This window comes from Kiloniella laminariae DSM 19542 (assembly GCF_000374005.1).
Lineage (GTDB): Bacteria > Pseudomonadota > Alphaproteobacteria > Kiloniellales > Kiloniellaceae > Kiloniella > Kiloniella laminariae.
This window is the reverse complement of the sequence record NZ_KB893170.1, coordinates 170,008-196,004: the sequence shown is the minus strand read 5'-3', so window position 1 is coordinate 196,004 and position 25,997 is coordinate 170,008. Positions and strand designations below refer to the sequence as shown.

The 25,997-nt window shown below is 51.2% G+C and carries 25 protein-coding genes; 10 read left to right on the top strand and 15 right to left on the bottom strand.

Features of this window, described 5'->3' with window-relative positions:
- The first annotated feature begins 373 nt into the window (after window positions 1–373).
- Entirely contained in the window at window positions 374–1,465 is a 1,092-nt protein-coding gene (locus tag B152_RS0121035) for an ATP-dependent 6-phosphofructokinase (RefSeq protein WP_020594436.1), read from the top strand.
- A complete protein-coding gene (locus B152_RS25695) occupies window positions 1,458–2,003 on the top strand; it encodes a TIGR02444 family protein (RefSeq protein ID WP_020594435.1) in 546 nt (181 codons plus the stop codon). The genes B152_RS0121035 and B152_RS25695 overlap by 8 nt, the downstream gene beginning before the upstream one ends.
- Before the next feature lie 33 nt (window positions 2,004–2,036).
- On the opposite strand, the gene B152_RS0121025 is transcribed toward B152_RS25695, so the two are convergent.
- On the bottom strand, window positions 2,037–2,624 hold the full coding sequence (locus B152_RS0121025; RefSeq protein WP_020594434.1) for a UbiX family flavin prenyltransferase: 588 nt from the start codon (window positions 2,622–2,624) through the stop codon (window positions 2,037–2,039).
- Window positions 2,625–3,001: 377 nt separating this feature from the next.
- Between B152_RS0121025 and B152_RS25875 the strand changes: the two genes are divergently transcribed.
- The 3 genes from B152_RS25875 to B152_RS0121010 all read left to right on the top strand — a co-directional run bounded on the left by B152_RS25875 (window position 3,002) and on the right by B152_RS0121010 (window position 5,926).
- A complete protein-coding gene (locus B152_RS25875) occupies window positions 3,002–3,172 on the top strand; it encodes a YdcH family protein (protein WP_020594433.1) in 171 nt (56 codons plus the stop codon).
- A 274-nt stretch (window positions 3,173–3,446) separates the two neighbouring features.
- Entirely contained in the window at window positions 3,447–5,345 is a 1,899-nt protein-coding gene (locus B152_RS0121015) for a propionyl-CoA synthetase (protein ID WP_020594432.1), read from the top strand.
- A 170-nt stretch (window positions 5,346–5,515) separates the two neighbouring features.
- Window positions 5,516–5,926, top strand: a complete 411-nt coding sequence (locus B152_RS0121010) for a group III truncated hemoglobin (RefSeq protein WP_020594431.1) — start codon at window positions 5,516–5,518, stop codon at window positions 5,924–5,926.
- Window positions 5,927–6,026: 100 nt separating this feature from the next.
- On the opposite strand, the gene B152_RS0121005 is transcribed toward B152_RS0121010, so the two are convergent.
- Together B152_RS0121005 and B152_RS0121000 are read right to left on the bottom strand one after the other, a co-directional pair.
- Window positions 6,027–6,665 carry a DUF1013 domain-containing protein gene (locus B152_RS0121005; protein WP_020594430.1) on the bottom strand — a complete coding sequence of 213 codons (639 nt, stop codon included), beginning with the start codon at window positions 6,663–6,665 and terminating at the stop codon, window positions 6,027–6,029.
- Window positions 6,666–6,791: 126 nt separating this feature from the next.
- Window positions 6,792–7,799, bottom strand: a complete 1,008-nt coding sequence (locus B152_RS0121000) for an NAD(P)H-quinone oxidoreductase (protein ID WP_020594429.1) — start codon at window positions 7,797–7,799, stop codon at window positions 6,792–6,794.
- 149 nt (window positions 7,800–7,948) lie between these two features.
- Between B152_RS0121000 and B152_RS0120995 the strand changes: the two genes are divergently transcribed.
- The 3 genes from B152_RS0120995 to B152_RS0120985 all read left to right on the top strand — a co-directional run bounded on the left by B152_RS0120995 (window position 7,949) and on the right by B152_RS0120985 (window position 10,057).
- Complete coding sequence (locus B152_RS0120995; RefSeq protein ID WP_026261768.1) at window positions 7,949–8,131, top strand: DUF1192 domain-containing protein; 183 nt, start codon at window positions 7,949–7,951, stop codon at window positions 8,129–8,131.
- A gap of 55 nt (window positions 8,132–8,186) precedes the next feature.
- A complete protein-coding gene (locus tag B152_RS0120990; RefSeq protein WP_020594427.1) occupies window positions 8,187–9,149 on the top strand; it encodes an AEC family transporter in 963 nt (320 codons plus the stop codon).
- 119 nt (window positions 9,150–9,268) lie between these two features.
- Window positions 9,269–10,057, top strand: coding sequence for a 3-hydroxybutyrate dehydrogenase (locus B152_RS0120985; protein ID WP_020594426.1), 789 nt, complete (start codon window positions 9,269–9,271; stop codon window positions 10,055–10,057).
- A 542-nt stretch (window positions 10,058–10,599) separates the two neighbouring features.
- On the opposite strand, the gene B152_RS0120980 is transcribed toward B152_RS0120985, so the two are convergent.
- Window positions 10,600–11,058 (bottom strand): Hsp20 family protein, encoded by a 459-nt coding sequence (locus tag B152_RS0120980; RefSeq protein WP_020594425.1) that lies wholly within the window; start codon window positions 11,056–11,058, stop codon window positions 10,600–10,602.
- Between the two features lie 385 nt (window positions 11,059–11,443).
- Here B152_RS0120980 and B152_RS0120970 point away from each other — a divergent pair, with 385 nt between their 5' ends.
- Window positions 11,444–11,827 carry a DUF1465 family protein gene (locus B152_RS0120970; RefSeq protein WP_020594423.1) on the top strand — a complete coding sequence of 128 codons (384 nt, stop codon included), beginning with the start codon at window positions 11,444–11,446 and terminating at the stop codon, window positions 11,825–11,827.
- Between the two features lie 51 nt (window positions 11,828–11,878).
- Here B152_RS0120970 and rpmE read toward each other — a convergent pair whose 3' ends face one another.
- Window positions 11,879–12,103, bottom strand: a complete 225-nt coding sequence (rpmE, locus tag B152_RS0120965; protein ID WP_020594422.1) for a 50S ribosomal protein L31 — start codon at window positions 12,101–12,103, stop codon at window positions 11,879–11,881.
- 229 nt (window positions 12,104–12,332) lie between these two features.
- Here rpmE and B152_RS0120960 point away from each other — a divergent pair, with 229 nt between their 5' ends.
- Complete coding sequence (locus B152_RS0120960; RefSeq protein ID WP_020594421.1) at window positions 12,333–14,210, top strand: ABC transporter transmembrane domain-containing protein; 1,878 nt, start codon at window positions 12,333–12,335, stop codon at window positions 14,208–14,210.
- Window positions 14,211–14,314: 104 nt separating this feature from the next.
- Here B152_RS0120960 and B152_RS0120955 read toward each other — a convergent pair whose 3' ends face one another.
- The 10 genes from B152_RS0120955 to tkt form a co-directional block, all read right to left on the bottom strand.
- A complete protein-coding gene (locus B152_RS0120955) occupies window positions 14,315–15,637 on the bottom strand; it encodes a peptidoglycan -binding protein (RefSeq protein WP_020594420.1) in 1,323 nt (440 codons plus the stop codon).
- A gap of 6 nt (window positions 15,638–15,643) precedes the next feature.
- Window positions 15,644–16,807 (bottom strand): hypothetical protein, encoded by a 1,164-nt coding sequence (locus tag B152_RS0120950; RefSeq protein WP_020594419.1) that lies wholly within the window; start codon window positions 16,805–16,807, stop codon window positions 15,644–15,646.
- Between the two features lie 98 nt (window positions 16,808–16,905).
- Window positions 16,906–18,174, bottom strand: coding sequence for an OmpA family protein (locus B152_RS25690; RefSeq protein ID WP_020594418.1), 1,269 nt, complete (start codon window positions 18,172–18,174; stop codon window positions 16,906–16,908).
- Between the two features lie 246 nt (window positions 18,175–18,420).
- Entirely contained in the window at window positions 18,421–19,221 is an 801-nt protein-coding gene (locus B152_RS0120940; protein ID WP_020594417.1) for an inositol monophosphatase family protein, read from the bottom strand.
- 61 nt (window positions 19,222–19,282) lie between these two features.
- Entirely contained in the window at window positions 19,283–19,849 is a 567-nt protein-coding gene (efp, locus tag B152_RS0120935; protein WP_020594416.1) for an elongation factor P, read from the bottom strand.
- Between the two features lie 77 nt (window positions 19,850–19,926).
- On the bottom strand, window positions 19,927–20,580 hold the full coding sequence (locus tag B152_RS0120930) for a thiamine phosphate synthase (protein ID WP_020594415.1): 654 nt from the start codon (window positions 20,578–20,580) through the stop codon (window positions 19,927–19,929).
- A gap of 154 nt (window positions 20,581–20,734) precedes the next feature.
- On the bottom strand, window positions 20,735–21,373 hold the full coding sequence (locus B152_RS0120920) for a LysE family translocator (protein ID WP_020594413.1): 639 nt from the start codon (window positions 21,371–21,373) through the stop codon (window positions 20,735–20,737).
- Between the two features lie 168 nt (window positions 21,374–21,541).
- A complete protein-coding gene (gap, locus tag B152_RS0120915; RefSeq protein ID WP_020594412.1) occupies window positions 21,542–22,552 on the bottom strand; it encodes a type I glyceraldehyde-3-phosphate dehydrogenase in 1,011 nt (336 codons plus the stop codon).
- 122 nt (window positions 22,553–22,674) lie between these two features.
- The gene (locus B152_RS0120910; protein ID WP_020594411.1) at window positions 22,675–23,673 is read right to left on the bottom strand and encodes a class I fructose-bisphosphate aldolase; all 999 of its coding nucleotides are present in this window, start codon (window positions 23,671–23,673) and stop codon (window positions 22,675–22,677) included.
- A 101-nt stretch (window positions 23,674–23,774) separates the two neighbouring features.
- Window positions 23,775–25,790: a transketolase gene (tkt, locus tag B152_RS0120905; protein ID WP_020594410.1), complete on the bottom strand. Its 2,016-nt coding sequence runs from the start codon at window positions 25,788–25,790 to the stop codon at window positions 23,775–23,777.
- Window positions 25,791–25,997: the final 207 nt, after the last annotated feature.

The following is a 25,997-nucleotide window of genomic DNA, read 5'->3' as shown; positions in this document are numbered from 1 at the left end:
CGGCTCTGGGGAATGGGCCGCTCCCGCTTTATGGGGCTGGCTCGAACCCATGTACACTTTACACTCGCAGCTATCGGATGGAATTTAAATAAGGGCGAAAGGTTTCGAAAAGCCTATGGGTAAAGCGACTAAACAACCCAAAATGATCTCTTTGTGACAACGAATAATGTGTAAAGCCTTTGCTCGAAGCCAAAAGCATTACACATTATTCGTAAATTACTCAGATAAAGACGTTTTGCTGAGGTCTCACTCTCTCTTTGAAAATAAACATAGTTTTTGTATGAGAAGAGTGAGCTGAATAGACTATCTACCAAGAAGTTAGCACAAAATCGGCTCCTTATGGGGTATTTTCAGAAATCTGGAGTGATTTGTTATGGAATTGGCTGGCAAGCGAATCGGTGTTCTGACAAGCGGTGGAGATTGTGCCGGCCTGAATGCTGTCGTTCGTGCTGTCGTTCACCGGGCCGTCCAGGGCTATGGTATGAAAGTGATCGGTATCGAACAGGGGACTGCCGGGCTGCTGGCGCGTCCGGTGATGGCGCGGGAACTTGATCCTTCCATCTTTACTGGAGATATCCTGCGACGCGGAGGAACAATTCTCGGCACCACCAACAAGGGAAACCCCTTCAGTTATGAAATGCCGGATGGCCAGATCCTGGATCGTAGTGAAGAAATTATAGAGGCCTATCGAGAGCTGGAGCTTCATGCCCTGATCGGTATCGGCGGGGATGGCAGTATGGCGATCCTGCGTCGACTGGCAGAACAAGGAGGTTTAAACTTTATTGGCGTGCCAAAGACCATAGACAATGATCTTGGCCACACAGAGGTTTCAGTCGGTTATGCGACTGCAGTCGATATTGCGACCCAGGCTCTGGATCAGCTCCAGCCGACGGCTGCCAGTCATTCACGTGTGATGGTACTGGAGGTTATGGGGCGGGATGCCGGCCATATTGCCCTTAATGCCGGTGTTGCCGGGGGCGCAGATATTATTCTGATCCCGGAAGTGAAATATAGTCTCGCCTCTATCAAACGAAAAATTGAAAGAACCTATGCTGAAGGACGAAATTTTCTGCTGGTAATTGTTGCAGAGGCTGTCCGCGACGAGGAGGGGCAAAAAGTGACCGAAACTCAGGCCAGCGGTGCCGTCACCTATGGGGGAATCGGTGAATACATCGGTCATCGTATTGCAGAAGAGACCGGCGCCGAGACCCGGGTTACGGTACTGGGGCATTTGCAACGAGGCGGAGTTCCTTCTGCCCGGGACAGGATTATGGGCTCTACCTTTGGCGTTCATGCAGTTGATCTGGTTGCTGCCGGGAAGTTTGACCGTCTTGTCGCCTGGAGCGGGCGTCATTGTTTCGATGTGCCATTGCAAGAAGCAATCGCGGGCTATAGAGCAGTGCAGCCGGACAGTTCGGTAATGTTAACGGCAAGAGGTTTGGGAATTTGTTTTGGTGATGATTGAGGCCGATAAACTGCCAAATAATCCTTTTTGGAATTTTTCACTTGAGTCATACAAACAGCCGGGTGTTGCGCCTGCCTGCCTCGTTTTGCAGGATAAGCACGATCTGGATGTTAATCTTTTGCTGTTTTGCTGTTGGGCAGGACTTTGTAGCCGGCTTTTATCCGCGATTGAGCTCACGGGGATGATTGCGGGTGTTGAGGCCTGGCGGGATCGGGTTATCGAACCTCTTCGGGATGTGCGTCGCTGGATCAAACAGGAAAATACCCAGGGCTTCCGGCAAAGTGACGAGCTGCGACAGGGGGTCAAGGATCTGGAACTTTGGGCGGAGGCGTTGCAGCAAAACTATATGCATTTGCAGATGCCCTTGCGTCAATCCGAGCGTCCGTCGCCCGAGATTGCAGCCCGTAATCTTGTGGTCTATCTCGAACTTTGTGAAGTCGCAACAATTGGGACTGCAGACTGTGCTGATCTTGCGGCGATTGTCCGAGGAGGGTTCCCCGAGCTGCCTCCTCTGGAGGCTGTCTGGCTTTTCCAGTAAGCTTCCGATGAGGGCTGCTAGGGGAGAAGGTTTCTACTGCTCCGGGCGTTGTTTACTGTTCTCGTTCCAGCGGTTCATTCCGGGTATCTCGATATCGAAAAGATCAAGAACACGCCCGAGAGTATAATCAACCATTTCGTCAAGGGACTCGGGTCTGGCGTAGAAAGCAGGAACAGGCGGAGCAATAATTGCCCCCATTTCTGATACGTTGAGCATGCTGCGCAGGTGCCCGGTATGAAGGGGGGTTTCCCGAACCATCAGAACCAGACGCCGTCTTTCCTTGAGAATGACATCGGCAGACCGGGTCAGGAGACTCGATGTGACCCCTGATGAAATTTCGGACAGGGTCTTGATAGAACAAGGGGCAATGATCATGCCGAGAGTCCGATAGGAACCACTGGAGAGACAGGCGGCTATGTCGTTGATATTGTAGGAAACATCAGCAAGTCCTTTAACATCTGCGACTTTCAGGCTGCTTTCATAGGCCAGGGTCACTTCGGCAGATTTGCTCATCACCAGATGAGATTCTATGGGCAAATCTTGCAAAAGTTTCAAGAGCCTGATGCCATAGGTGACGCCGCTGGCACCACTGATTCCGATAATTATCCGCTCTTTGGTCATAGGTAACTATCTTTCACTATCGTGAAGAATAAATGAAATATTTATTCCGGGCCTCTTGGCATTATCCCTGAACAGGTTTAGCATAATCTCACGCTGTCTTATCAAAAATGTTACGGGTTTGAGGTGGGGCAATACTGGCAAGAAATACGCGATTGGGACGCTTCGAAGACATCCCATACACGAAAGTCGACCTGTCGGCTAGGTGCCAGCGCTGTATCCATTCCCAATCATGATGGCTTTTCGAATTTTGCAAAAGGTTCCTCTCGCACGGCTCGTCCGGTGGGGATTATTGTCATGCACGTTTGAAGGGCTGGCAGGATAAAAACAGGTATTGTTGAGATTGCACTATGTAATAACGTAACCAGAGGGAGAATAATATGGCCGCAGCTGAACGCATTGAGTCTTTGCGCGTGAAACATGGTTCCTTGGAAAACGCTATTGATCGAGAAAATCACCGTCCGCTTCCTGATGAATCTCTACTGATGTCACTTAAGAAAGAGAAGCTACGAGTGAAAGATGAACTGCAGCATCTTTCGACGGTACAATAAGGCCGATATAAAAAATCCATTTTTAATCCAGTATACAGTGTATCACGGATAGGGTGATGCCAAGGCTTGGGGTTTGCGTTGTTTGGAATACAGCGTGAACCCTTTGTTTTTTTACAGGCTTATCCGTAGTGGGCGCTTTTTGTAAAAAAATTATCTTTTCCCTTTTTTGAATATGGCTCTGGATTGATTCTGGTAATGCTTTCACGCAGTCTGGTCGGAAGTTCGAAGAGACTGTGTGAAAAAGAATAATAAAAGACAGAATAGGGACGTTTTAATGAGTCGTTTTGATGAAGTGCATGCACGCTCTTTGTCTGATCCAGAGGGCTTCTGGTCTGAAGCTGCGGAGAAGATTGACTGGTCAAAACCTTGCGAACAGGTACTGGATAGCAGCAACCCTCCCTATTATCGCTGGTTCAAAGGAGCCGAGCTCAATACCTGCTATAACCTTCTGGATCGGCATGTCGAGGCCGGGCGGGGAGAGCAGACGGCTTTTATTTATGACAGCCCCGTAACAAATACAGTTGAACATATCTCTTACAGTGCCCTTCTCGATCGGGTTGCCCGTTTTGCCGGTGTGCTGGATGGTCTGGGGGTCAATAAAGGGGATCGGGTGATCATCTATATGCCGATGATCCCTGAAGCTGCGATCGCGATGATGGCCTGTGCCAGAATTGGTGCCGTCCATTCTGTGGTCTTCGGTGGATTCGCGGCGAATGAACTGGCAACACGGATTGATGACTGCCAGCCGAAGGTTATCGTCTCTGCTTCCTGTGGCATAGAGGTGAGCAAGGTCATCGCCTATAAACCCTTGCTGGATCATGCGATTGAGCTTTCCAGCCATAAGCCGGAACACTGTGTGGTCTGGCAAAGACCACAGGCTAAAGCTGCCATGCTTCCCCAGAGGGATGTTGACTGGAAAGACGCCGAGGCTACTGCCAGGGCAAAAGGCTGTGTTGCCGTTGCCGCAACCGATCCGCTTTATATTCTCTATACTTCCGGGACAACAGGTCAGCCAAAAGGCATCGTCCGGGATAATGGCGGCCATGCGGTGGCGCTGCACTGGTCAATGAAGCACATCTATAATATAGAGCCTGGGGAGGTTTTCTGGGCGGCATCAGATGTCGGATGGGTTGTCGGGCACTCCTATATTGTCTACGGTCCGCTTCTCTATGGTGCTACATCCGTACTTTATGAAGGAAAACCGATAGGAACACCTGATCCTGGTGCCTTCTGGCGGGTCATCTCGCAGCACAAAGTTGCCGTGCTTTTTACAGCACCCACAGCTTTTCGGGCAATCCGGCAGCAGGACCCCGAGGCTAGCTATATCAAGAAATATGATCTCTCCTGTTTTCGCACTCTGTTCCTCGCCGGAGAACGTTGTGATCCTGATACCCTTAACTGGGCTCAGGACAAACTCAGGGTCCCGGTTATTGACCATTGGTGGCAAACGGAAACGGGTTGGTCAATAGCCGCGAACTGTCTGGGAATTGAGCCGCTGCCGGTTGTGGCCGGGTCTCCGGCAAGAGCGGTTCCTGGCTGGGATGTCTGCATTCTGGGGCATGACCAGAAAGAGATGGCGGCGGGGGAAATCGGCGCGATTGTCTGCCGGCTTCCATTACCCCCAGGAACTTTCCCGACGTTGTGGAATGCCCCTGACCGCCATCACAAAGCCTATCTCAGCAGCTATCCGGGATATTATGAAACCGGGGATGCGGGCTACAAGGGAGAAGACGGCTATATCTATGTTATGTCCAGAACCGATGACATTATCAATGTTGCGGGGCACAGGCTTTCAACAGGTGCAATGGAGGAGGTGCTTGCTGCGCACCAAGACGTAGCAGAGTGTGCAGTGATCGGTGTGGCAGACAAGCTTAAAGGGCAGCTGCCCTTGGGCTTCATGGTATTGAGTGCGGGGACAGAGAAGGCCCCTGCCGAGGTGGTATCTGAAGTTATTCACAAGGTGCGGGAGGAAATTGGTCCGGTTGCGGCCTTCAAGTTGGCGGCAGTGGTGTCTCGCTTGCCCAAGACCCGCTCGGGTAAAATTCTTCGCGCAACCATGCGCAAGATCGCCGATGGTGAAGACTACAAGATTCCAGCCACAATTGATGATCCCGCGATCCTGGATGAAATCACAACTGCCCTGCAGGAAATCGGCTATGGTAAAGCTTTGTAGCCCTATGGAATGACTTAATGTTTCAGGAATTATTTCGGACGATTGCTGGTAAAGGTGCCAGCCTGCGGCAATTGGTCTGTTACGATAAACAATAAGATGTAATTTATATATTTCTTATTGGATGCCTGTTGGTGTATCAAGAGAAACAATTATCACGGCAGGTTTGGACAATGTTTACGCAGGTAACCGAAGACAACATTATCATTCTGGTGGATCGTTTTTATACCCGGGTGCGTCAGGATAAAGATCTTGGCCCTGTTTTTGACGAGGTGATCAAGGGAAACTGGGAGAGCCATCTCGCCAAGATGTATGACTTCTGGTCCTCGGTTATGCTTGGAACGGGGAGATACAAGGGAAATCCGATGATAAAGCATCTGGAGATCCCGGGAATAACCAAGGCGCACTTCACCCAGTGGCTTGCCCTGTTTCATATGACTGCTGAGGAACTGTTCGAGGAAAAGATTGCCAGTGAACTTAGGGTGAAATCTTCACGGATAGCCGAGAGCTTGCAGCTGGGATTGTTCTATCGCCCGGATCAGATCCGGGTCCGCTCTGCAATACCAGAGGATACAGCTGGATGATGTCAGGTCTTGGTCGATAATGTATGCAGTTGATCTGCTGAAAATAGAAAAGGCCTCTTGAGACAAGAGGCCTTTTCTATTCGATCTTAGCTGAGTGAAATCAGCTGTTGTCTTTGAATGCGCGGGTAAAAGCAGCATAGGGATCATCAGAAGTCTCTACGGGCTTTTCTTCCTCAATCGGTTCTGGCTGTGCGAAAACCCGTCCAGTTTTTTCTGCTTCCTTGCGGGCTTTCTCAACACTTGCGTTGAGATCCAACTGCTTGCAGAGGCCCAGCAAAACCGGATCACGAGGGCGAATGTTGCTCATGTTCCAGTGCGAACGGTCCCGCAGTGCCTGAATGGTTTTTTTGGTCGTACCAATCAACTTCGAGATATCGTTATCCGTCAGCTCAGGGTGGTGACGCACCAGCCATGCAATCCCGTCGGGTTTATCCTGACGTTTGGCAATCGGGGTGTAACGAGGTCCTTTGGTCCGTTTTGACGGCAGGGGAAGGTCTTCCTGCTTGAACAGACGCAAGGATTTGGTTGAATCCTTTTCACAGCGCTCCAGCTCGGCTTTGGTCAGCTGGGAGTTGGCAATGGGGTCCATGCCCCGGATGCCCACAGCAACCTCACCATCGGCAATGCCCTGAACCTCCAACTTGTGAAGGTGACAGAACTCTGCGATCTGTTCAAAGGTCAGCGATGTATTTTCGACCAACCATACGGCGGTCGCTTTTGGCATAAGTGGCTGAGACATTGGTTCTCCTAATCGTGCCGACGGCTATAGTTCCTCCGGCTACGGCATTGCGTGCCCTGCTGGTGGCATACCTCGAATATACCGCTAGGCCAAGTAGGAAATAAAGATATCAGGTGATTTTTTTTATCAATCCGCCACCTTTAACATAATTTTTCCGACATGTTGAGAGGATTCCATCAGTTTGTGTGCTTCTGCTGCCTGAACAAGAGGAAGGATTTTATACAAGACAGGAGTAACTTTTCCTGTTTCAAGTAATGGCCAGACCTGTTGTTTCAATTTCTCGGCCACATCTGACTTGAAGTCACCGGAGCGGGCGCGCAGGGTCGAGCCTGTGATTGTCAGGCGCTTGAGCATGACGGGCATAAAATTGACCGTCGTTTGAGGGCCTCCCAGAAAAGCGATAAAACAGAGCCTGCCATCAGCCGCAAGTGCCGAGATGTCTTTTTGTATATAGTCGCCGCCAACCATATCAAGAAGGACATCAACTCCTTTTTTATCGGTGAAGGCCTTAGATTTTTCGACAAAATCCTCACTGCGGTAATTAATTGCCAGATCCGCACCCAGGGCAAGGCAAGCATCGCATTTTTCGGGGCTGCCGGCTGTGGTGATAACCTTGGCGCCAAAAGCCTTGGCCAGCTGTATGGCGGTTGTCCCGATTCCTGAAGTGCCGCCATGTACCAGAAAGGTTTCTCCGGATTTCAGCTGACAGCGATCAAACACATTGCTCCAGACGGTAAAAAAAGTTTCCGGCAAAGCTGCGGCCTGTTCCATCGAAAAACCCTCGGGTATGGGCAGGCACTGGCGGGCAGGGGCCAGACAGTATTCGGCATAGCCACCACCACCTACCAGGGCGCAAACCCTGTCTCCGATGTGCAGGGGTGAGCTGTCTGGGCCGATTTCGACGACGGTTCCCGAGACTTCCAGCCCGGGAATATCTGATTCACCGGGAGGAGGAGGATAGAGCCCCTGCCGCTGGATGACATCGGGTCTGTTAACACCGGCATAAGCAACCTTGATCAGAACCTCGTTTTCTTTCGGGCGAGGCAGTGGGCGATGGGTCGGCTGGAGCTGGTCTGGACCACCAAATTCTTTGATTTCGATAGCCGTCATACTGGCAGGAAGGGAAGGAGACACGGGGGACCTCGGCTGTTTGATATTCTACTGTTTTTCTCTTCGCGGATCAGTCTAGTATGCTGAAGCAGGTGTTTCTAGCCGAGACTTGACTATTCGATAAAGCAAGAGGCCCTGATTGGAGGGTATTTATGAGCAGCCCGGAGAAAGAAATGAATTTGGATGACTGGGACCCCAAAACGGTCAAGCAGAAAGCAAAAGATCTTGAACCTCTCGGGCTTGAAGAACTGGCTGAGTATATCGCTGAGCTTGAGGTGGAGATAGCAAGAACACGGCAGGAAATAACCCGTAAGGAAAAACATCGGAAAGGTCTGGACGGACTGTTTCGTTCATGACGATTTTTTTGTACGGCAGGGGCGAGGTTTCTGATGAGAAAAAGGTGATCAATAGATGATTACCAGTCTGGCTATTGTGCTTCCGGTTTTTGCGCTGATTCTCTGTGGATATCAGATCGGGCGAAAAGGGTGGGTGACAGATGCTGCGCTCAAGGGGCTGTCATTTTTTGTTTACTATCTCGCCAGTCCTGCCCTGCTGTTTCGCACCATGGCCAAGGGGAACCTGTCAGAAGATATCAATCTGCCCTTTATTCTCGCTTTCTATAGTGCAGCACTTGTTGTTTTTTCCTTTAGCGCATTTCTCGGACGTCGGTTCTGGGGCTATCAGTTAAAAGAAATGGCGTTGATGTCCATGGGGTCAACCTACAGCAACATGCTGCTTCTCGGGTTTCCTTTGGTATATTCTGCCTTCGGGGATGAAGGTATGGTGCCGCTGACGGTGCTTATTGCTTTTCAGGCGCCGATACTGATGGCGCTGACATCAATGCTGACAGAGTACGATCTTTCCAGGGATGCTGGTGCGGGGCGGGGTTTGCGGGTGATGGGGCGCGCTCTGGTTCGGGCGGTGATTCGCAATCCCATTATCCTGAGCCTGGTTGCCGGGGCTCTGTATCAGACAGCCGGATTTGATTTTTTCCTTATTCTCGACCGTTTCACCTCAACGCTTGGCGGGGCGGTTGTGCCCTGTGCCCTGTTTTCCCTCGGTGTTTCCCTGAATGGTTTTAAGCTTGCCGGAGATCTCAAGCAGAGTTTTCTGATTGTGGCTCTGAAAACCCTTGTTTATCCGGGTGTTGTGGCTTTGCTGATCTACAGCTTTGTCGATGTTCCCCCTCTGTGGGGAGCTGTCGCGGTTATTCTTGCGGCCCAGCCCACAGGCGTGAACGTTTTTATATTGGCGCAACAGTATGGTGTCTTTACCGCCAGGGCAGCTTCGATTGTCCTTGCCTCGACAACCGTGTCAGTTGTGACAGTTACACTTTTAATTGCGCATTATGTCAGTATTCTTCCCGGGTATTGAATGTTTTTCAGCTTGATGAATTTTGCGATGAAGCCCTTTTCTTGGGCTTCAGGGAGAGGCGTCAGGCAATACAGATAACAAGCGAAATAGTTATCGCATAGATGAACAGGAGAAGAAGGATGTCCATCCTTAAAGGAAAAGCTGCCGTTGTTACGGGGTCGACCAGTGGTATTGGCAAGGGGATTGCCGAGCAACTGGCGGCAGAGGGTGCCGATATCATGTTGAACGGATTTGGTGATCAGAAGGAAATCAGACAGCTAGAGGAAGATCTTGCCCGACAATATGGGGTTCGTGTTGCCTATTCAGATGCTGATATGACCAAACCAGATGAAATTGTGGCAATGATCAAAAAAGCCGAGAGTATCTTTGGGGCGGTAGATATCGTGGTTAATAATGCGGGAATTCAGCATGTCTGCCCGATTGACGAGTTTCCGGCGGATCGCTGGGATGCGGTAATTGCCATTAATCTGACTTCTGCTTTTCATACTATCAAGGCAGCCTTGCCGATGATGAAGCAGAAAGGGTGGGGACGTATTATCAATGTGGCCTCTGCACATGGTCTGAGTGCTTCTGCTAATAAGTCAGCTTATGTTGCTGCCAAACACGGAATTGTCGGCTTGACTAAAGCCGTGGCCTTGGAAGTCGCGACCCAGGGCATTACGTCAAATGCGATCTGTCCTGGCTGGGTCCTCACCGATCTGGTTCGAGGGCAGATCGAAGCCAGGGCAAAAAGTAGTGGCCGCAGCTTTGAGGAAGAGAAAAAGCTATTGGTTGCGGAAAAAACGCCAACCCAGGATTTTTCAACGCCCGAGCAGATTGGGAAGCTGGCTGTGTTTTTGTGTAGTGATGCTGCGTCTCAAATGACAGGTGCACCTTTTTCTGTCGATGGTGGATGGATGGCTCAGTAATACAAAAAGTATTATTGGAGTCTATTTTCTCAGGGGAATTAACTTTATCCAAAAATGAGGAGGTTTTGATGGATCTTCTCATTTTCCCCCTTGAATTGTCGTAGGGAAGTACCAAATCTTAGGTGTCAAGAGAGTTTATTTGTAATATTAACTCTTTTTTAGTTCATGTGTTATAATCTGGTAAGTAAGAAATCAGGTTTTTTGTTTGTTTATTGTTTTTATACACTTTTTATGATGCCTCCCTGTTGACTTGCCGCCGGATTTATCCGGCGGTTTTTTTTGTTTGAAAGAATATTTCGCAAAATAAAGCGCGAAGGCATCATAAAAATGAGTGTTTCGTCGTAAAAGTGTCAAAAATGAAAACAAGAACTTGACGTCGGGCTCGAGTCTTCATAACCTCTTGCGTAACAAAGGCAAGTTGACAGGGTGGACAAGCAGACTACGCGATTATAATCGTAGCGTTTGTTAAAAATTGCCAAATAATAAAGGCCGAGCTTCTATTCGAAGCTCGGCCTTCGGCTTTTAATCAGAAGGCATTTATTCTAACTGTCGATAAGTTCAGGAGAACGGCTGGTCCCTTTTGTTATCGGAATGTTTCGCGGTTTCTTTGCTTCCGGGATCTCTCTCGCCAGTTCAATTGTCAGAAGCCCGTTTTCAAGGTTGGCCCCTGTAATCTTTATGTGATCAGCAAGGTCGAAACTTCTCTGGAATGACCGGGTTGCGATACCGCGGTGCAGGTACGTCACGGTTTCATCTTCGGCTTTTCCCATGTTCCCGCCGACATGCAGGGAGTTTTCTTTGACAGTGATTTCCAGCTCGTCTTCAGAGAACCCGGCAACTGCCATGGTTATCCGATAGGCATCCTCGTCAGTTTTCTCGATGTTATACGGGGGGTAGCTGGGGGTGCTGCTTTCGATCCTGCCGGCAGTGTCGAGCATGTTCATCATGCGATCGAAGCCAACAGTGGCACGGAGCAAAGGGGTAAGGTCACGGTGATGCATTGCTTGTTCTCCTTTGAGCAACAGGCTGTTTTGTCTCTGGCTCACCTTTTGGTCGAGCCGATGAATTAGAGAGAAACCCGTCAATGGCATTTCTCTTCTGAAGAAGACATATGATTGAAAAATCTTATTTCAAGATACCCCGAGTTTTCTGGTTCAGTTTTCTGGATCAGTTTTTTGTGAACAGCGGGGGGATACTGGCGGTTCTATAAATCGCGTTGAAGGGAGTAATAACAGGCCAGTTAGTCTGTCAGGATTGGAGAAGGGTGGCTGTGACAAGCCGGGTCCAAGGTTTTGTTAAGGCCGTTGATGATAGGATGGGCTAGGAGATAAAAGCTGTTTCGTCTTAATACGAAAACCGTGCGAGAAGGTAGTGTCTGGCAGCAGAATGGTTACTTATCTGGATTCGACCTATCAAGAGACCCTGTCTCTTATTAAGGAAGCGCGTGACTATATCGCCAGTGGTACCCGCTCGCGCCATGCCTGGCTGGCCCCGGAAGCGCGTTTGCTGATCTGCTGTGAGAGTATGCGGTTGACGGCAAGGCTTACCCAGGTCATGGCCTGGTTGATGATGCAGCGGGCTGTTCAGTCTGGTGAAGTGCCTGTGGAAGAGGCTGTAAAACCTGAAAATCGTCTGTCTGGCCAGGTGGTGTGTGGTCATATCCAGAATACACCCGAAGGGACAGATGCAAAGATGCAGGATCTTCTCGGTCGAAGCCACGCGCTCTATCTACGGATATCCCGGTTGGATTCGCAACTTGATAGGACATAAAAAAAGACCTTGCCGAGGCAAGGTCTTTTTTTATTCGTTGCTGCGAACGGCTTAGTTCTTGATGCCGAATGCTGCGAAACGTTTGTTGAACTTGGCAACCTGGCCGCCGGTATCAACCAAACGGTGTTCGCCAGTCCATGCTGGATGACTCTTGGGGTCAATATCAAGACGAAGCGTATCGCCTTCTTTGCCCCAGGTCGAGCGCGTTTCAAATTCACTACCATCAGTCATGACAACTTTGATGGTGTGGTAAGCTGGGTGAATATCTTTTTTCATAATCCTGAATCCCCTTAGGAAGCGGGGGCTGTTTACCCGACCCTGCGCCTGGAAGCAAGTTAAATCCACGAATCGGGAATAAAATATTGCCCAGGGTCACAGGGTCGCATTGAACCCTTGATCGTTTTGTGGTTTGTCACACTAGAGTGGAAAGGTCAATTCCGTTATTAGGTAAATGGCAAATTAAGCTGATGCTTTGATATAAGAGCCACAAACAGGAACGTACAATATGAGCCGCCAAGGCGCTGCAATGACTGGTCAAAAGACCACAGAAAAGAAGACAGCAAAGAGGGAGCCTGTTGGGGTGACACAGGCAGGAGAACGCGAACGTAGCAAAGATTTAAAGAATCTTTTGCTGCTGTGGCAGTTTGTCCGCCCTTACAAGTTACAGATTGTTGGGGCCATGATTGCGCTGATGATTGCTGCTGGAACTGTTCTTGGGCTTGGGCGTGGACTCCGGGCACTAATTGACCAGGGATTTTCCAGTGGGAACAGCGAATTGCTCGATCAAGCTGTTTTTGTCCTTTTTGGCGTAACTGTTTTGTTGGCTTTGGCCAGCTACTCCAGATATTTTCTGGTGTCCTGGATTGGCGAACGGGTGGTTGCAGATATTCGTTCAGCGGTATTTGGGCATATTATCAAAATGTCTCCGGCTTTTTTCGAAGTTACAAGAACCGGAGAGATCCTCTCGCGCCTGACGACGGATACGACCTTGTTACAAGTGGTGGTCGGGTCTTCGTTCTCTATTGCGCTCAGAAACATCCTTATGTTTTTCGGCGGCTTGGCTCTTCTTGTCATTACCTCGCCGAAACTCACCGGATTTGTTGCTCTTGTTATTCCTTTCGTTCTGGTGCCGATTATTTTCTTTGGTCGAAAAGTGAGACGTCTGAGCAAAGATACACAGGACAGAATCGCGGATGTCGGTGTCTATGCTGACGAGACAATTGGTGGGATTCGTACTGTTCAGGCTTTTTCCCATGAAGAACTGGATCGGGAGCAATTTTCTGGGCATGTGGAGAATGCTTTTGATACGGCAGTAAGTCGGGTCCGATCAAGAGCTCTCTTGACGGCGATTGTGATCCTTCTGGTGTTCGGTTCGATCAGCGGTATCCTCTGGGTTGGCGGGCATGATGTCCTGACGGGGCGGATATCTGCCGGAGAGCTGTCTTCTTTTGTTTTTTATGCGGTGGTGGTCGCAGGCTCTTTGGGGGCTTTCAGTGAAGTGATCGGAGATCTTCAACGCGCAGCAGGAGCAACGGAACGGCTGCTTGATTTGCTGTCCACTGAAACGGATATTGCCTCTCCTGAAAACCCGGTTGCCTTGCCAGAAAAAATCTCCGGGGCAATCGCCTTTGAGAATGTCGACTTTAACTATCCGGCCCGTCCTAATCAGGCGGCGATGGAACAGTTTTCAATTTCGGTAAAAGCTGGAGAGAAAGTTGCGATTGTTGGTCCTTCCGGGGCTGGAAAAACAACAGTTTTTCAACTTTTATTACGTTATTACGACCCAAAGAACGGGTCTATCCGTATTGATGACATTCCTCTTACAGATCTTGACCCTGTTGAAATGCGCAAACACCTCGGTCTGGTTTCTCAAGAGCCCGTAATTTTTTCAAACAGTGCTCTAGAAAATATAAGGTATGGTCGCCCTGATGCCAGCGATGCCGAGGTGATGGATGCGGCCCGTGCTGCGTCCGCCCATGAATTTATCAAGGAGCTTCCAGAGGGCTATAATACCTATCTCGGGGAAAAAGGTGTGAGGCTTTCCGGCGGTCAGCGCCAGCGTTTGGCGATTGCACGGGCGATCCTTCGAAATCCGACTATTCTACTATTGGATGAAGCGACATCTGCTCTGGATGCCGAGAGTGAGCGTGCAGTTCAGCTGGCGCTGGACAATCTACTTGAAGGCAGAACAACACTGATGATTGCTCACCGCCTTGCGACCGTGCTGAAGGCAGACCGGATACTGGTGATGGAGGCAGGCAAAATTGTTGCCAGTGGTACCCATAGCGATCTGATCGCCCAGGGAGGCTTATATGCGCGTCTGGCTGAACTTCAGTTCGGAGGCGATGCTGCTGTGGATTTTCAGGTGCAGGCGGCGAGTTAATACCAGAAAGCGCTCTGAAGGGGTCTTTATTATATAAGTTCCGGCCAGGATGAGGCTGAAGAACCAAAACAGAAAGGGCTGTGAAATACATCGCCCTTTCTGTTTTATCTTTCAGTGAGTTTTAATTCGATCCGACGGTTGCGTCGATATCCGATTTCGTCGCTACTGTCATCAAGGGGCTGGAATTCACCAAAGCCTGTAGCTGCAAGCCGGGAAGCCGGAATTCCCTGGCGGGTCAAGTATTTGACCACGGAGATTGCCCGGGCTGTAGAAAGTTCCCAGTTGGAGGGGAATTCAGCTGTTGAGATGGGCTGAATATCCGTATGGCCATCAACCCGGAGAATCCAGTTGATTTCGGAGGGGATCTCTTTGGAGAGGTCCAGAAGGGTATTGGCCAGCCTGCCCAATTGTTCCTGGCCACTTTCACCGAGAGTCGCTGAACCGCTGGAAAAAAGAACCTCTGACTGGAAGACGAATCGATCGCCAACGATTCGGATATCCTGCCGGTTGCCCAGCACCTCCCGCAGGCGACCAAAAAATTCTGATCTGTAGCGGGCAAGCTGCTGGACTTTGGTTGCCAGTGCAACATTCAGGCGTCGCCCCAGATCAAGGATCTGGGTTTCCTGTTCTTTGTTGGCGGCTTCGGTGATCTCAAGTGTTGCGGAGATATCTGCCAGCTGTTTGCGCAAGGCAGCAATCTGCTGGTTGAGCAGAACAACCTCGGTTCTGGCTTCTTCAGTGAGCACTTTCTGCCCCTGAACTTCGCCCTGGGCCCCGGCCAGCTGTTGTGTCAGGCTGTCGCGCAGTTCTTTGAGCAAGGCGATCTCTGCTAGTTGCGTCTCAATCTTTTCCCTATCTGCTTCGACAACTTTATAGGCGTCTTCCAGTTCGGCGTTTACCCTGGCCGATTCTGCCGAGAGTTTTGCCGCCGCCAACTCCAGAGCAGATAGCTGGTCTTTAAGGTCTTTGCGATCTTTGAGAAGCTGATCCTTGTCAGCTTCCAGTTCATCCCTGTCGGCTTGAAGCAGGTTCTGGGCATCAACAAAGTTTTTGAGCTGTTCGCTGACCGCGATCAATTCGCCATTCAGATCTTCTTTTTCCTGGGCAAGAGATGCGAGCTGGTTGGCCAGGCTGTCTCTGGAGGAGATGGAGCTTTGCAGCTCTGTCGTGAGCTGGGTGACGCTGGATCGGAGGCGGGAATTTTCGGATTTTTCCAGTGACAGGAGCTCGGCGAGTTCGCTGATCTCTCTGTTCAGCCGGGTAAGGGCCTTTTCCCGGCCACTGAGGGCATTACTCAGTGTGAACTGGGCAACCATGAAGACCATCAGTACAAAGATGATGACAAGCAGCAGGGTTGCCAGTGCATCGACAAAGCCGGGCCAGATGTTGATTGACCGGCGACTGACTTTGCGGCTCGGGGAAAACATTTGCGGTTATTCCGTTTCAGCCATAGCAGCCAGTGTTCTGGTTAATAGCCGGATCTCGCTCCGGATTTCCTGAACTGAACTTTCCCGACCACTCAGAATATCACCAGAGAGCTTCTCAAGGCGTAGATCCATGTTTCGTATATGCCCTTTGGAGGCTTCATCAAGGCCACTATTTGCAGGGGCTTTGCTTTGTGCCTGCGCAAGTTGCGCCAAGATGGGCTTCAGCTGTGACTGGGTCTCGGCAATACTGAGCATTACACTTTGTTCCGCCCGCATATGATCGGTCAGTGTGGACATCCGCTCGGTCAGGGTAACGAGTGTGTGGTTGGCCTTGACCCGTTCATCTTCGTCGCGGGACATCGTGCGCTGGAGCTTCTCAAGGCTTTCAGCTGTTTGTTCCAGCAAGGCAGAGATATAGGCCGGGACGGATTGGTCGCCTTCGACACCAGCACTGCCGCTGGACAGTTTTGTAACTCCGGATAGCCATTCTTCGAGGTAGTTTAAAAAACGGTTGTGGGCTTGCCCTGCCTGAAGTTCAAGAAAGCCGAGTACCAGAGAGCCGGCAAGGCCAAAAAGAGAGGAGCTGAAAGCTGTTCCCATGCCTGAAAGTGGCGTTTGTAAACCGGATTTGAGTTCATCGAACATGGCCGAGGGGTCGTCTGCCGTCGCGCTTAAGCCAGCAATGGTGTCGCCAACGGCATTGACGGTGCCAAGCAGTCCCCAGAATGTCCCCAGCAAGCCTAGGAAGATCAGCAGCCCTATGAGGTAGCGGGAAATCTCGTGACTTTCTTCTATACGGGCCTGGATGCCGTCCAGAAGGGTTCTCATTGAGAGGGTGGAGAGGCTAAGCTTCCCTTTTTTCTCTCCGATCATCGTTGCCATGGGGCCGAGCAGGCGAGGTTCCTTGAATTCGCTGATGGCACCGGCAAAAACGATCCCCTCCTGGGTTTCTTTTTTGAGGTGATTGAGCCATGTCAGTTCTATTTTCAGGGACAAGACCTGTCGGAAAATATAGATGATGCCAAAACCCAGAACACCAAGAATCATCCCGTTCATTACGGCATTGGCCACAAATGCTTCTTGGAGGCTGGGGAAAAGTACCGCAACGGCGGCGGTAACAATGCCCAGAAAAATACCCATCCGAATAAGATAACGTGTTGGCCGCTTCATGGCGTCAGGTGCCTCTTGATCAAATAAACCAGCGAAGGTTACAGGGCTTGTAGGGCGAAACTATGGCTTTTGCTTTGCCGTAGGCAGAGTAAGGATGATTAATTCTTGACTGGAATGATATCTACGCGATCAGGATTGCCGTCTTTGGTTTTGTTGCCAAGTGCTCTCACATGCATTCTGGTGCTCTGGATTCCTCTGTCCATCAGTACCCCGCGCACTGCAAGAGCCCGGGAGAGAGAGACACGTCGTGCCTGGGCATTACTTTCGTTGTCGCCTGCATAAGCAAGAAGCTGGATAACCGCCGCATCATTTTCAAGCATGTAATCCGCCAGCTTGTTCAATTTATCTTTTGCAGCCGGGCTGAGCTCAGCCAACTCTGGTGCAAAAGTCAGCTCCATTGGAGCAAGAGCCCCACTGGACGTGAGCGCAGCTGTTTCAACAGGGGCAGGACCAGCAGGTGGTGGGGGGGGAGGGGCGAGCTCTGCTGTTGTCTCACTCAGGGATGAATTTCCTGAAGCGATAGACGGGGCCGCAGGAATTGCAGGGATCTCGTCTGTTGAAACAACAGCTGGTTCGTTCGATACCGGAGGCTTAGGAACAGGCGTGATCGTGACAGGTTCAGTTGGCACAGTCGTATTTGTTGGGGCAGGAACCTTTGCCGCAGAGCCTGAAACAGGACCTGAAACAGAGCTGGTCGTCTGTTCTGGTACTTTTGCTATTTTGGTTTTGGGAACTACGGGGTCCTCAGCAGATACTGCTGGAGCCGGAGGAACAATGGACGGGGGAGCTTTTTTCGCCGCAGCCTTGGGAGCCGGGGCAGGTGTTGTTTCAGCTTCGATAGGTGTTGCCCGAGCAATTTTCACTTCCGGTGTGATGATGTCGGAAGTTTCTGTTTGCTGTGTTCTGGGGGCAGATACCCGTGCCGTTGTTTGTGCTCTTCCTGCAGGAGGAGGAACCAAAAGCTGGGATTGGGGTTGAAATGCAGGAATTTGATCCGGATATTTGGGCTGGACTTGGCCAATTGACTTTGCCTGTCCAAGGGGGATTACAGGCTGGCCGTAAGGATTGTAAAGTGGACTGGCTGAAGCCTGTCCTTGCTGCCAGTTCCCTTGTGTCGTCAGGCTGGAAGTCTGAACAGAAGCAAAACTGGATACGGTGACCTGGCTGTGGGGATAGCTCTGGGGAGGAAAAAGAAGTTTTCCTGGCCGGCTGAGATATTGCCCATCGCTTGTCCCAGGATAGCCTGACGGGGCCATCTGGCCGCCATAAGCGTTGGCATAGTTAGGAACTGGCCCGGCGAGCTGTTCATTTATATAAACGCCGGAACTGCCAGATCCGCCAATCACCACGGTTTGTGCGGAAGCCATCGATGTTATCCCGGTTGCAGCAAGGACAGTGCAACAGGATAAAAGGCGCATTTTACGCGTGATGCCGGAATTTTCTAACAGGTCGGTAGCTAACTTGAACAACGTATATCCCCCAGGATGATTCTCTAGTGAATCTGGGTACATAGCTTAATGCTGATACAGGGCTACGACAATAGATAAGGCAGAAAGAACAAAGAGCCCGCGCTGGGCAGGCTCTTTGTCAGATCAACAAATATTGAAGTTAGGTCAATATTTTCCGGATTCTTTGAATAATTTCAACATCTTCGGGTGCAGGTCTATATTGGCGCAGAGAATGCTCGGGCTTTCCAGTTTTATCGGGCGGCCTTCTACTTCACTGACAGTTCCGCCTGCTTCTTTCACCATAAGGATGCCCGCGGCAACATCCCAGGAGGACAGATCCCGTTCCCAGAAAGCATCGTAACGGCCACAGGCGACGTAAGCCAGATCCAGAGCCGCAGCCCCCCAGCGACGAATACCCGCAGTTTGCGCCATGACGGCGTTAACTTCCCGAAGGAAGGGGCCCCGGTCTCCGCGACCAAGGTAGGGTGTTCCTGTTGCAACGACTGTTGTTTCGAGGGCAACCCGGGCAGAGACCCGAATTCTGCGATCATTCAGGTAGGCGCCGTTGCCCTTTTCAGCAGTAAACATTTCATCTTTGATCGGGTCATAGATTACACCGGCAACGATTTCGCCGCGAACTTCCAGAGCGATTGAGATCGCAAAGTGTGGCAATCCATGTAGAAAGTTAGTCGTGCCATCAAGAGGATCAATGATCCAGCGCTCATCAGGACTGCTGCCTTTTTCGATCCCGGCTTCTTCTGTGAGAAAGCCGAATTCAGGACGTGCTCTTTTCAGTTCGTCCTTGAGGATTTTTTCAGCTTTCAGATCCGCTGCAGAAACGAAATCGGCGGGACCTTTTTTCGATACCTGCAGATTTTCCACTTCGCCGAAGTCGCGTTTCAGGCTCCGGGCCGCCTTTTCGGCAGCTTTGGCCATAACGGTGATGCGTGGTGAGCGATATGCCATCGAAATTACTTTCCGTTAGTTAGGGCGGAGGATAGCAGTTAGCGATCCTCCGTTATCGGCGTTAGTCTTTGGCGCGTTCCACATAGGTAGCATCAGCAGTGTTGACGACAACACGGGTGCCAGAAGCAATATGTGGTGGAACGAGAATGCGTACGCCATTGTCGAGAACGGCGGGTTTGTAAGACGACGAGGCTGTCTGCCCTTTGACAACAGCATCGGCTTCGACAATTTCACAAATCACAGAATCAGGGAGAACGACTGAAATTGGCTCTTCTTCGTAGAGCTCGATCGTGACTGTCATGCCATCCTGGAGGAACGAGACGGGCTCCCCAACAAGATCACTGTGAAGAGCGATCTGTTCGTAGGTTTCGTTGTTCATGAAGTTGAGCATCTCGCCATCGGCAAAGAGGAACTGGTATTCCATCTGGTCAAGACGAACCCGGTCGACGTCTTCACTGGCGCGGAAACGTTCATTCAGCTTGGTGCCGTCGCGAATATCTTTCAGCTCAACCTGCAGATATGCACCGCCTTTTCCTGGCTGGGTGTGCTGGGTTTTCATTGCACGCCACAAGCGGCCTTTGTGTTCAATAATATTGCCGGGGCGAATGGCGTTCCCGTTAATTTTCATGGTTAGTGCCCGTCTTTAGTTGTCAAATAACACAGGTATTCATTGTTTCGGTGCGGAAGCTATCAGTTCTGCGCCGTTCAGGCAATCGCCTCGTTCAGTTCAGCAATTGCTTTGGCCGGTCCTGCAGGATGGTTCCAGACCGCTCCCTGGACAGCAACAAAATCGGCACCAGCTTCGGCATGGTCCCTCGCCAGATCAGCAGAAACATCTTCCAGGGAGACACAAGGTGGGGTCATCATGGTTTGCCACCAGGTGAGAAGTTCCAATCCACGGGGGCCGTTTTCCTCAAACTCCCGGACTTCCGGGTCGTCTATTTCAGGCAGGGGGCGTCTATTGTTGAAGGCGATGTAATCGGCTCCGGCCTCGCCGGCAAGGAGGGCATCATGACGAGAGACGCCACAGTCGACACCGACAATGCTTTCAGTGCCCAGATGCTGTCGGGCTTTTTTGTAGTCTTCAGCCGAATTGAGATGCACACCATCACATCCCAGGCGGAGCGCTGTCTCGTACTCATCTTCCAGCAAAAAAGCGATATCACGTTGCTGTGCCAAAGGGCAGAGACGTGTTGCAATATTTTCCAGCAGGTCAGGTGAAGAAGTTGTACCACTGAGCAGAATGCAGGAAATCTTTCCGCCTCCCAGGGCTTCATTGAAGCAGGGAAGGAAGTCTTCAAGCGCAAGCTTGCCAGTCAGAAGTTCTGGCGGTGTCAAAAGATAGAGTTCAGAATTCATAGCTTTTCATACCCAAGGTCACCCCCGCTGACAATCGCCAAGTGAGCATAGCTCATAAACGGGTTTGGTATAGGTCGATGACACCGCCCGAAAGAATATTCCTTTACAGTCACCTTTCCCACAGTGACAGAGTCACCTTTCCCACAGTGCGGCATCACGCACGATCCTGGAGACCAAGCCGGATACCAAGGGCAATCAGAATACTGCCAAGCAGGCGATCCAGCCAGACAGCAGCACGAGGATTCTGCCGCAGGGCCAAGGTCATCCTGTCGGCGCCAAAGACGTAACAGAGCTCAACGACGACCCCAAGGAGATTGACGATCATGCCAAGCAAAAGAAACTGGAGAGTGACGAAACCGAACTCAAGATCAATAAACTGGGGAAGGAAGGCTGTGAAAAATATCGCAACTTTGGGGTTGAGTATATTGACCATGATGCCTTGCCGATAGGCGGCCATAGTTGTCATTGCAGTAAATGTTGTTCCATGAACTGGATCCAGACTACTGCTGCGGGACAGTAACATTTTCAGGCCAAGATAGCAGAGATAGGCAGCGCCAACCCACTTGACGAGAGTAAAAGCCAGAACCGAGGTTGCCAGAATTGCAGAGAGCCCAAAAGCAGCGGCAAAGATATGAACCATCGCACCAGAGGCGATGCCACCCATGGAGGCAAGTCCCACTCGTTTCCCGTGGGCGAGAGTGTTGGAAAGAATATAGATTGAATCCGGACCGGGAGAGAGATTTAACGCGGTAGCGGCGGCAAGGAAAACCAGCCAGTGATTTAGGTCATACATTCGTAGCGCCATCTGCTTTGAAAGGGAAGAGGTGGGAGGTTAGTCCTATCAGCCCTCGGTTTGCAATGAGAAGCGCCAAGTTGCTATGAACAAAAAGCGGAACACAGAATGTGCCCCGCTTTTTTATCTAATGAGATGTTATCCCAGAAACAATGATGTTGATCAGAGCTACAGGTGTTTGCCCATAGCGACGGCTGTATCAAGCATACGCAGACTGAAGCCCCATTCATTGTCATACCAGGCCAGAACACGGACAAAATTGCCGCCGATAATCTGGGTCTGGGTTGTATCAAAAACAGACGAAGAGGGGTTGTGATTGAAATCACAGGAAACCAGCGGTAGGGAGTTGATGCCCAGAACGCCTTTGAGATAGCCTTTGGAGGCATCAATCATGGCGTTGTTGATTTCCTCGACTGTGGTATCCCGCTCGGCTGTAAAGGTCAGATCGATACAGCTGACGTTTGCGGTTGGAACGCGAATGGCATTTCCTTCCAGCTTGCCTTCAAGTACAGGGAGGACTTCGCCAATGGCGCGGGCTGCCCCGGTTGATGTCGGGATCATGGATACGGCGGCAGCACGGGCCCGGCGCAGATCCTTGTGTTTGGAATCTACGGTGGTCTGATCGCCGGTGTAGGCATGAGTGGTGGTCATGAAACCATTCTTGATCCCGATGGTGTTTTGCAACACATCGACAACAGGCGCCAGACAGTTGGTGGTGCAGGAAGCATTGGAGACGATCTTGTGGTCTGCCTGCAGCTGCTTGTGGTTCACCCCGTAGACAACGGTTAGATCGCAACCCTTTTTACAGGGCGCAGACACCAGAACCTTTTTTGCGCCGCCAACCAAATGGAGGGAGGAACCTTCAACATTGTTGAACGCGCCGGTACATTCCAGAACGATATCCACGCCGTATTTGCTCCAGGGAAGCTTGGCCGGGTCGCGGTCGTGGAGCATGCGGATCTTGCGGCCGTTGACGATGAGATTTTCCTCATCAGCATCAACATCAGCGTTCAGGGTACCGTGTACTGAATCGAATTTAAGCATATGGGCGTGCATAGAGGGTGCACCGGATGCATTGATAGCAACGATTTCGATGTCGTCGCGATTGGTCTCGATAGCTCCGCGGAGCGTAAGGCGACCAATGCGACCAAAACCATTGATTCCAACTTTTACTGTCATGATGTGGAACCTATTTTCACTACTCTGGTTTAAAGTCTTTTTGTTGTCTGTCGACTGTTGGGCTTAAGCCCTTGGTAAAAACGCTCCAACCATATGGGAAGGAGCGTCTCATTCTTTTCTGCCTAGGCGTAAGTTCCTGTCGCGGCCTTACTGTTGTCTTCGGCGCGTTTGATAAAAGCAGCCTGCATGGCTGTGGCATTTTCGCTTTTCCCACCCCAGGCCAGGAGCGGGGCAGCCTGCAGGGCGCGTCCGTAGGAAAAGCTGAGCTTCCAGGGAAGATTGTGCCCCAGCTTGTTCATGGCATCGAGATGGGCCGTTGCCAGCTCGTCACTCTGTCCGCCGGAAAGAAACACGATGCCCGGCACAGCCGCGGGAACACAGCGCTTGAGCGTATCAAGGGTGCGCTCTGCAACTTCGTCTATGGAATTCTGGTCTGGGCAATCCTGACCGGAAATCACCATATTCGGTTTCAGAAGAATGCCTTCCAGCTCAACTTCCTGGTTGGCCAACTCGGCAAAAACCGACCGCAGGACTTCTTCGCTGACAGCCTGACAAACATTGATATCGTGTTCGCCGTCCATCAGGATCTCGGGCTCTACAATTGGCACCATCCCGGCTTCCTGTGCCAGAGCAGCGTAACGGGCAAGAGCGTGGGCATTGGCATGGATGGCCGCAAAACTGGGCGATTCATCGGTGATATGATAAACACCGCGCCATTTGGTGAATTTTGCTCCGAGGCTGGCGTATTCATTCAGGCGATCCCGGAGACCATCAAGCCCTTCGGTAATAGTTTCACCTGGATGCCCCGCAAGCGCTTTTGCGCCGAGGTCTACCTTGATTCCAGGAATGATACCCTGATCCTGCAGCACTTTGGCAAGAGGTGTGCCGTCAGCTGCCGTCTGGCGCAGGGTTTCATCATAGAGGATGACGCCACTGATATACTTGTCGATATCAGGAGCCCGGAACAGCAGTTCCCTGTAATCCCGACGCGAGCTGTCGGTTGATTCTGTTGCAATGGAATCAAAACGTTTTTTGATTGTGCCTGTGCTTTCATCCGCGGCAAGGATTCCTTTGCCGTCAAGGACGAGAGCCTGTGCAATGTCTGCAAGTGTTTCTGTCATGGTTCGTTACCTTGCATCTTTCAGGGAGTAGGTTCCCGAGTATATACGGCCTGAGGCGTGACCCGGAAGAGCTTCTCCCGGGCCACCACCACGTTATAGGCTCAGAGGCGTGCCTTAACGGCTTCGACAATGGCTTCAGGCGTTATCTTGAACTTCTTGTACAGCTGGTCAATCGGTGCCGAAGCGCCAAAGTCTTCCATGCCGACAAATGCGCCATGCGGGCCGATCCACTCGTGCCAACCGAAGGACAGCGCAGCTTCAACCGCAACAGTCAGGGTGCCAGGAGAAAGGACTTCATCCCGGTAATGCTGTGGCTGCTGCTTGAAAATTTCCCAGCATGGCATGGAAACGACAGCTGTTCCGATACCCATGGCTTCAAGAAGTTTTTGGCCCTGAATGGCAATCTCGACCTCGGAACCGGAAGCAAGCAGTGTCACTTGGCGATCCAGAATCGACGGGTTGAGAATATAGCCCCCATATCCGGAATAGTTAACCGAGATATCCTTGCGCTGGGCAGGAAGACCCTGACGGGTCAGGGCAATGACGGATGGTGTACCTTCTGCTTCCAGCGCCAGTTCCCAGCATTCAGCTGTTTCAATGGCATCCGCAGGGCGGAAGACATTAAGATTGGGAATCGCGCGCAAGGAGGCAAGGTGCTCGACAGGCTGATGGGTCGGACCGTCTTCACCGAGACCAATCGAATCATGGGTCATGACATAGATAACCCGCTGTTTCATCAGCGCGGAAAGGCGAATGGACGGGCGGCAATAGTCTGTAAAGACCAAGAAGGTTCCACCGTAAGGAATAAAACCGCCGTAAAGGGCCAGGCCGTTCATCGCTGCGGCCATGCCGTGTTCACGAACACCGTAATAGATGTAGCTGCCTTCGAAACTGCTGGCTGTTACTGGTCCCTGACTTCCTGATTTGGTGTTGTTTGATCCGGTCAGATCGGCTGATCCGCCGATCATCTGTGGAATCGCTGCAGTCAAAACGTCCAGAGCATTCTGTGATGACTGGCGGGTAGCCAGTTTTGGAATTTCAGCTGCGACTTTTTCTTTGTAAGCCTGAATAGATGCTTTCCAGCCTTCAGGCAGCTTGCCAGAGATCTGCTGTTCAAACTGTTTGCGTTTTTCTGCAGGAAGCGCGGCAAGCTTTTCATCCCAAGAAGACGCAAACTCTGCACCACGTTTTCCGGCTGAGCGCCAGGCATTCAGGATGTTGTCCGGAATTTCAAAAGGTGCATGCGGCCAACCGATTTTAGCGCGGGTGCCAGCAATTTCCTCGTCGCCGAGGGGGGCGCCATGGGTTTTTGATGTACCGGCTTTGGTCGGTGCACCAAAACCGATAACGGTCTTGCAGGCAATCAATGAAGGCTTGTCACTTGTACGTGCTGCCTCGATGGCCTTTGCAATGGCTTCGGGATCGTGCCCGTCAACCGCGACAGCATCCCAGCCACAGGCCTGGAAGCGCAGGAGCTGGTTGTCGGAAACGGAAAGATCTGTCGAACCGTCAATGGTAATGCCGTTATCATCAAAGAGAACAATCAGCTTGCTGAGTTTCAAGTGGCCAGCAAGAGAGATTGCTTCATGACTGATACCTTCCATAAGGCAGCCGTCACCAGCAATGGCATAGGTGTGGTGGTCAACGATGCTATCGCCGTAACGCGCGTTCATCAGACGCTCACCCAGAGCCATGCCAACAGCCGTGGCAATACCCTGTCCCAGGGGACCAGTTGTGGTCTCGATGCCCGGCGCGTGGCCGTATTCGGGATGTCCGGCAGTAATGCTGTCCAGCTGGCGGAAGTTCTTCAACTGCTCCATGGTCATGTCCGGATAACCCGTGAGATGCAACAGGGAGTAGATCAGCATCGATCCATGTCCGGCAGACAGCACAAAGCGGTCGCGGTTTGCCCAGTCGGGGCGCAAGGGATCGAATTTTAGAAAACGGCTAAAAAGAACAGTAGCAACATCAGCCATGCCCATTGGCATTCCTGGATGGCCCGAATTCGCGCGCTGAACGGCATCCATAGAAAGAGCACGAATGGCATTTGCCATTTCGCTGTGGTTACTACCTGGCGCGGCGTCCGCAGCAGAAACGGGAAAGCGCAGTGCAGTCATATTATAGGTCCCCAAGTGGGTTCAGTTTATCCTGCCCATCTACAGGGCAGGGCCCAGTACCGGCGGCAAAATGCCCCTTTGGATGCCGGAGGTCAACAGGGTTATCGGGAATTGTTGTCATGCTGCCCCTTTTGGCTGTATGAAAACAGAACAGAGATTGCATTCAGGGAGGGACTGTTGACCACTGCGGGTGCCTCGACATACTCT

Excerpts from the sequence above, each read along its gene's own strand:
- B152_RS0121010 (WP_020594431.1), top strand. The coding sequence starts at position 5,516 with ATGTTTACGCAGGTAACCGAAGACAACATTATCATTCTGGTGGATCGT.
- gap (WP_020594412.1), bottom strand. The coding sequence starts at position 22,552 with ATGACAGTAAAAGTTGGAATCAATGGTTTTGGTCGCATTGGTCGCCTT.
- B152_RS0120930 (WP_020594415.1), bottom strand. The coding sequence starts at position 20,580 with ATGAATTCTGAACTCTATCTTTTGACACCGCCAGAACTTCTGACTGGC.
- B152_RS0120980 (WP_020594425.1), bottom strand. The coding sequence starts at position 11,058 with ATGCATCACCGTGACCTTACCCCTTTGCTCCGTGCCACTGTTGGCTTC.
- B152_RS0121035 (WP_020594436.1), top strand. The coding sequence starts at position 374 with ATGGAATTGGCTGGCAAGCGAATCGGTGTTCTGACAAGCGGTGGAGAT.
- B152_RS0120955 (WP_020594420.1), bottom strand. The coding sequence starts at position 15,637 with ATGTTTTCCCCGAGCCGCAAAGTCAGTCGCCGGTCAATCAACATCTGG.
- B152_RS0120960 (WP_020594421.1), top strand. The coding sequence starts at position 12,333 with ATGAGCCGCCAAGGCGCTGCAATGACTGGTCAAAAGACCACAGAAAAG.
- B152_RS0120940 (WP_020594417.1), bottom strand. The coding sequence starts at position 19,221 with ATGGCATATCGCTCACCACGCATCACCGTTATGGCCAAAGCTGCCGAA.
- B152_RS0120950 (WP_020594419.1), bottom strand. The coding sequence starts at position 16,807 with ATGAAGCGGCCAACACGTTATCTTATTCGGATGGGTATTTTTCTGGGC.
- B152_RS0120920 (WP_020594413.1), bottom strand. The coding sequence starts at position 21,373 with ATGTATGACCTAAATCACTGGCTGGTTTTCCTTGCCGCCGCTACCGCG.
- B152_RS0121015 (WP_020594432.1), top strand. The coding sequence starts at position 3,447 with ATGAGTCGTTTTGATGAAGTGCATGCACGCTCTTTGTCTGATCCAGAG.
- efp (WP_020594416.1), bottom strand. The coding sequence starts at position 19,849 with ATGAAAATTAACGGGAACGCCATTCGCCCCGGCAATATTATTGAACAC.
- B152_RS25695 (WP_020594435.1), top strand. The coding sequence starts at position 1,458 with ATGATTGAGGCCGATAAACTGCCAAATAATCCTTTTTGGAATTTTTCA.
- B152_RS0120995 (WP_026261768.1), top strand. The coding sequence starts at position 7,949 with ATGAATTTGGATGACTGGGACCCCAAAACGGTCAAGCAGAAAGCAAAA.
- B152_RS25875 (WP_020594433.1), top strand. The coding sequence starts at position 3,002 with ATGGCCGCAGCTGAACGCATTGAGTCTTTGCGCGTGAAACATGGTTCC.
- tkt (WP_020594410.1), bottom strand. The coding sequence starts at position 25,790 with ATGACTGCACTGCGCTTTCCCGTTTCTGCTGCGGACGCCGCGCCAGGT.
- B152_RS0121025 (WP_020594434.1), bottom strand. The coding sequence starts at position 2,624 with ATGACCAAAGAGCGGATAATTATCGGAATCAGTGGTGCCAGCGGCGTC.
- B152_RS0120990 (WP_020594427.1), top strand. The coding sequence starts at position 8,187 with ATGATTACCAGTCTGGCTATTGTGCTTCCGGTTTTTGCGCTGATTCTC.
- B152_RS0120985 (WP_020594426.1), top strand. The coding sequence starts at position 9,269 with ATGTCCATCCTTAAAGGAAAAGCTGCCGTTGTTACGGGGTCGACCAGT.
- B152_RS0120970 (WP_020594423.1), top strand. The coding sequence starts at position 11,444 with ATGGTTACTTATCTGGATTCGACCTATCAAGAGACCCTGTCTCTTATT.
- rpmE (WP_020594422.1), bottom strand. The coding sequence starts at position 12,103 with ATGAAAAAAGATATTCACCCAGCTTACCACACCATCAAAGTTGTCATG.
- B152_RS0121005 (WP_020594430.1), bottom strand. The coding sequence starts at position 6,665 with ATGTCTCAGCCACTTATGCCAAAAGCGACCGCCGTATGGTTGGTCGAA.
- B152_RS25690 (WP_020594418.1), bottom strand. The coding sequence starts at position 18,174 with ATGGCTTCCGCACAAACCGTGGTGATTGGCGGATCTGGCAGTTCCGGC.
- B152_RS0120910 (WP_020594411.1), bottom strand. The coding sequence starts at position 23,673 with ATGACAGAAACACTTGCAGACATTGCACAGGCTCTCGTCCTTGACGGC.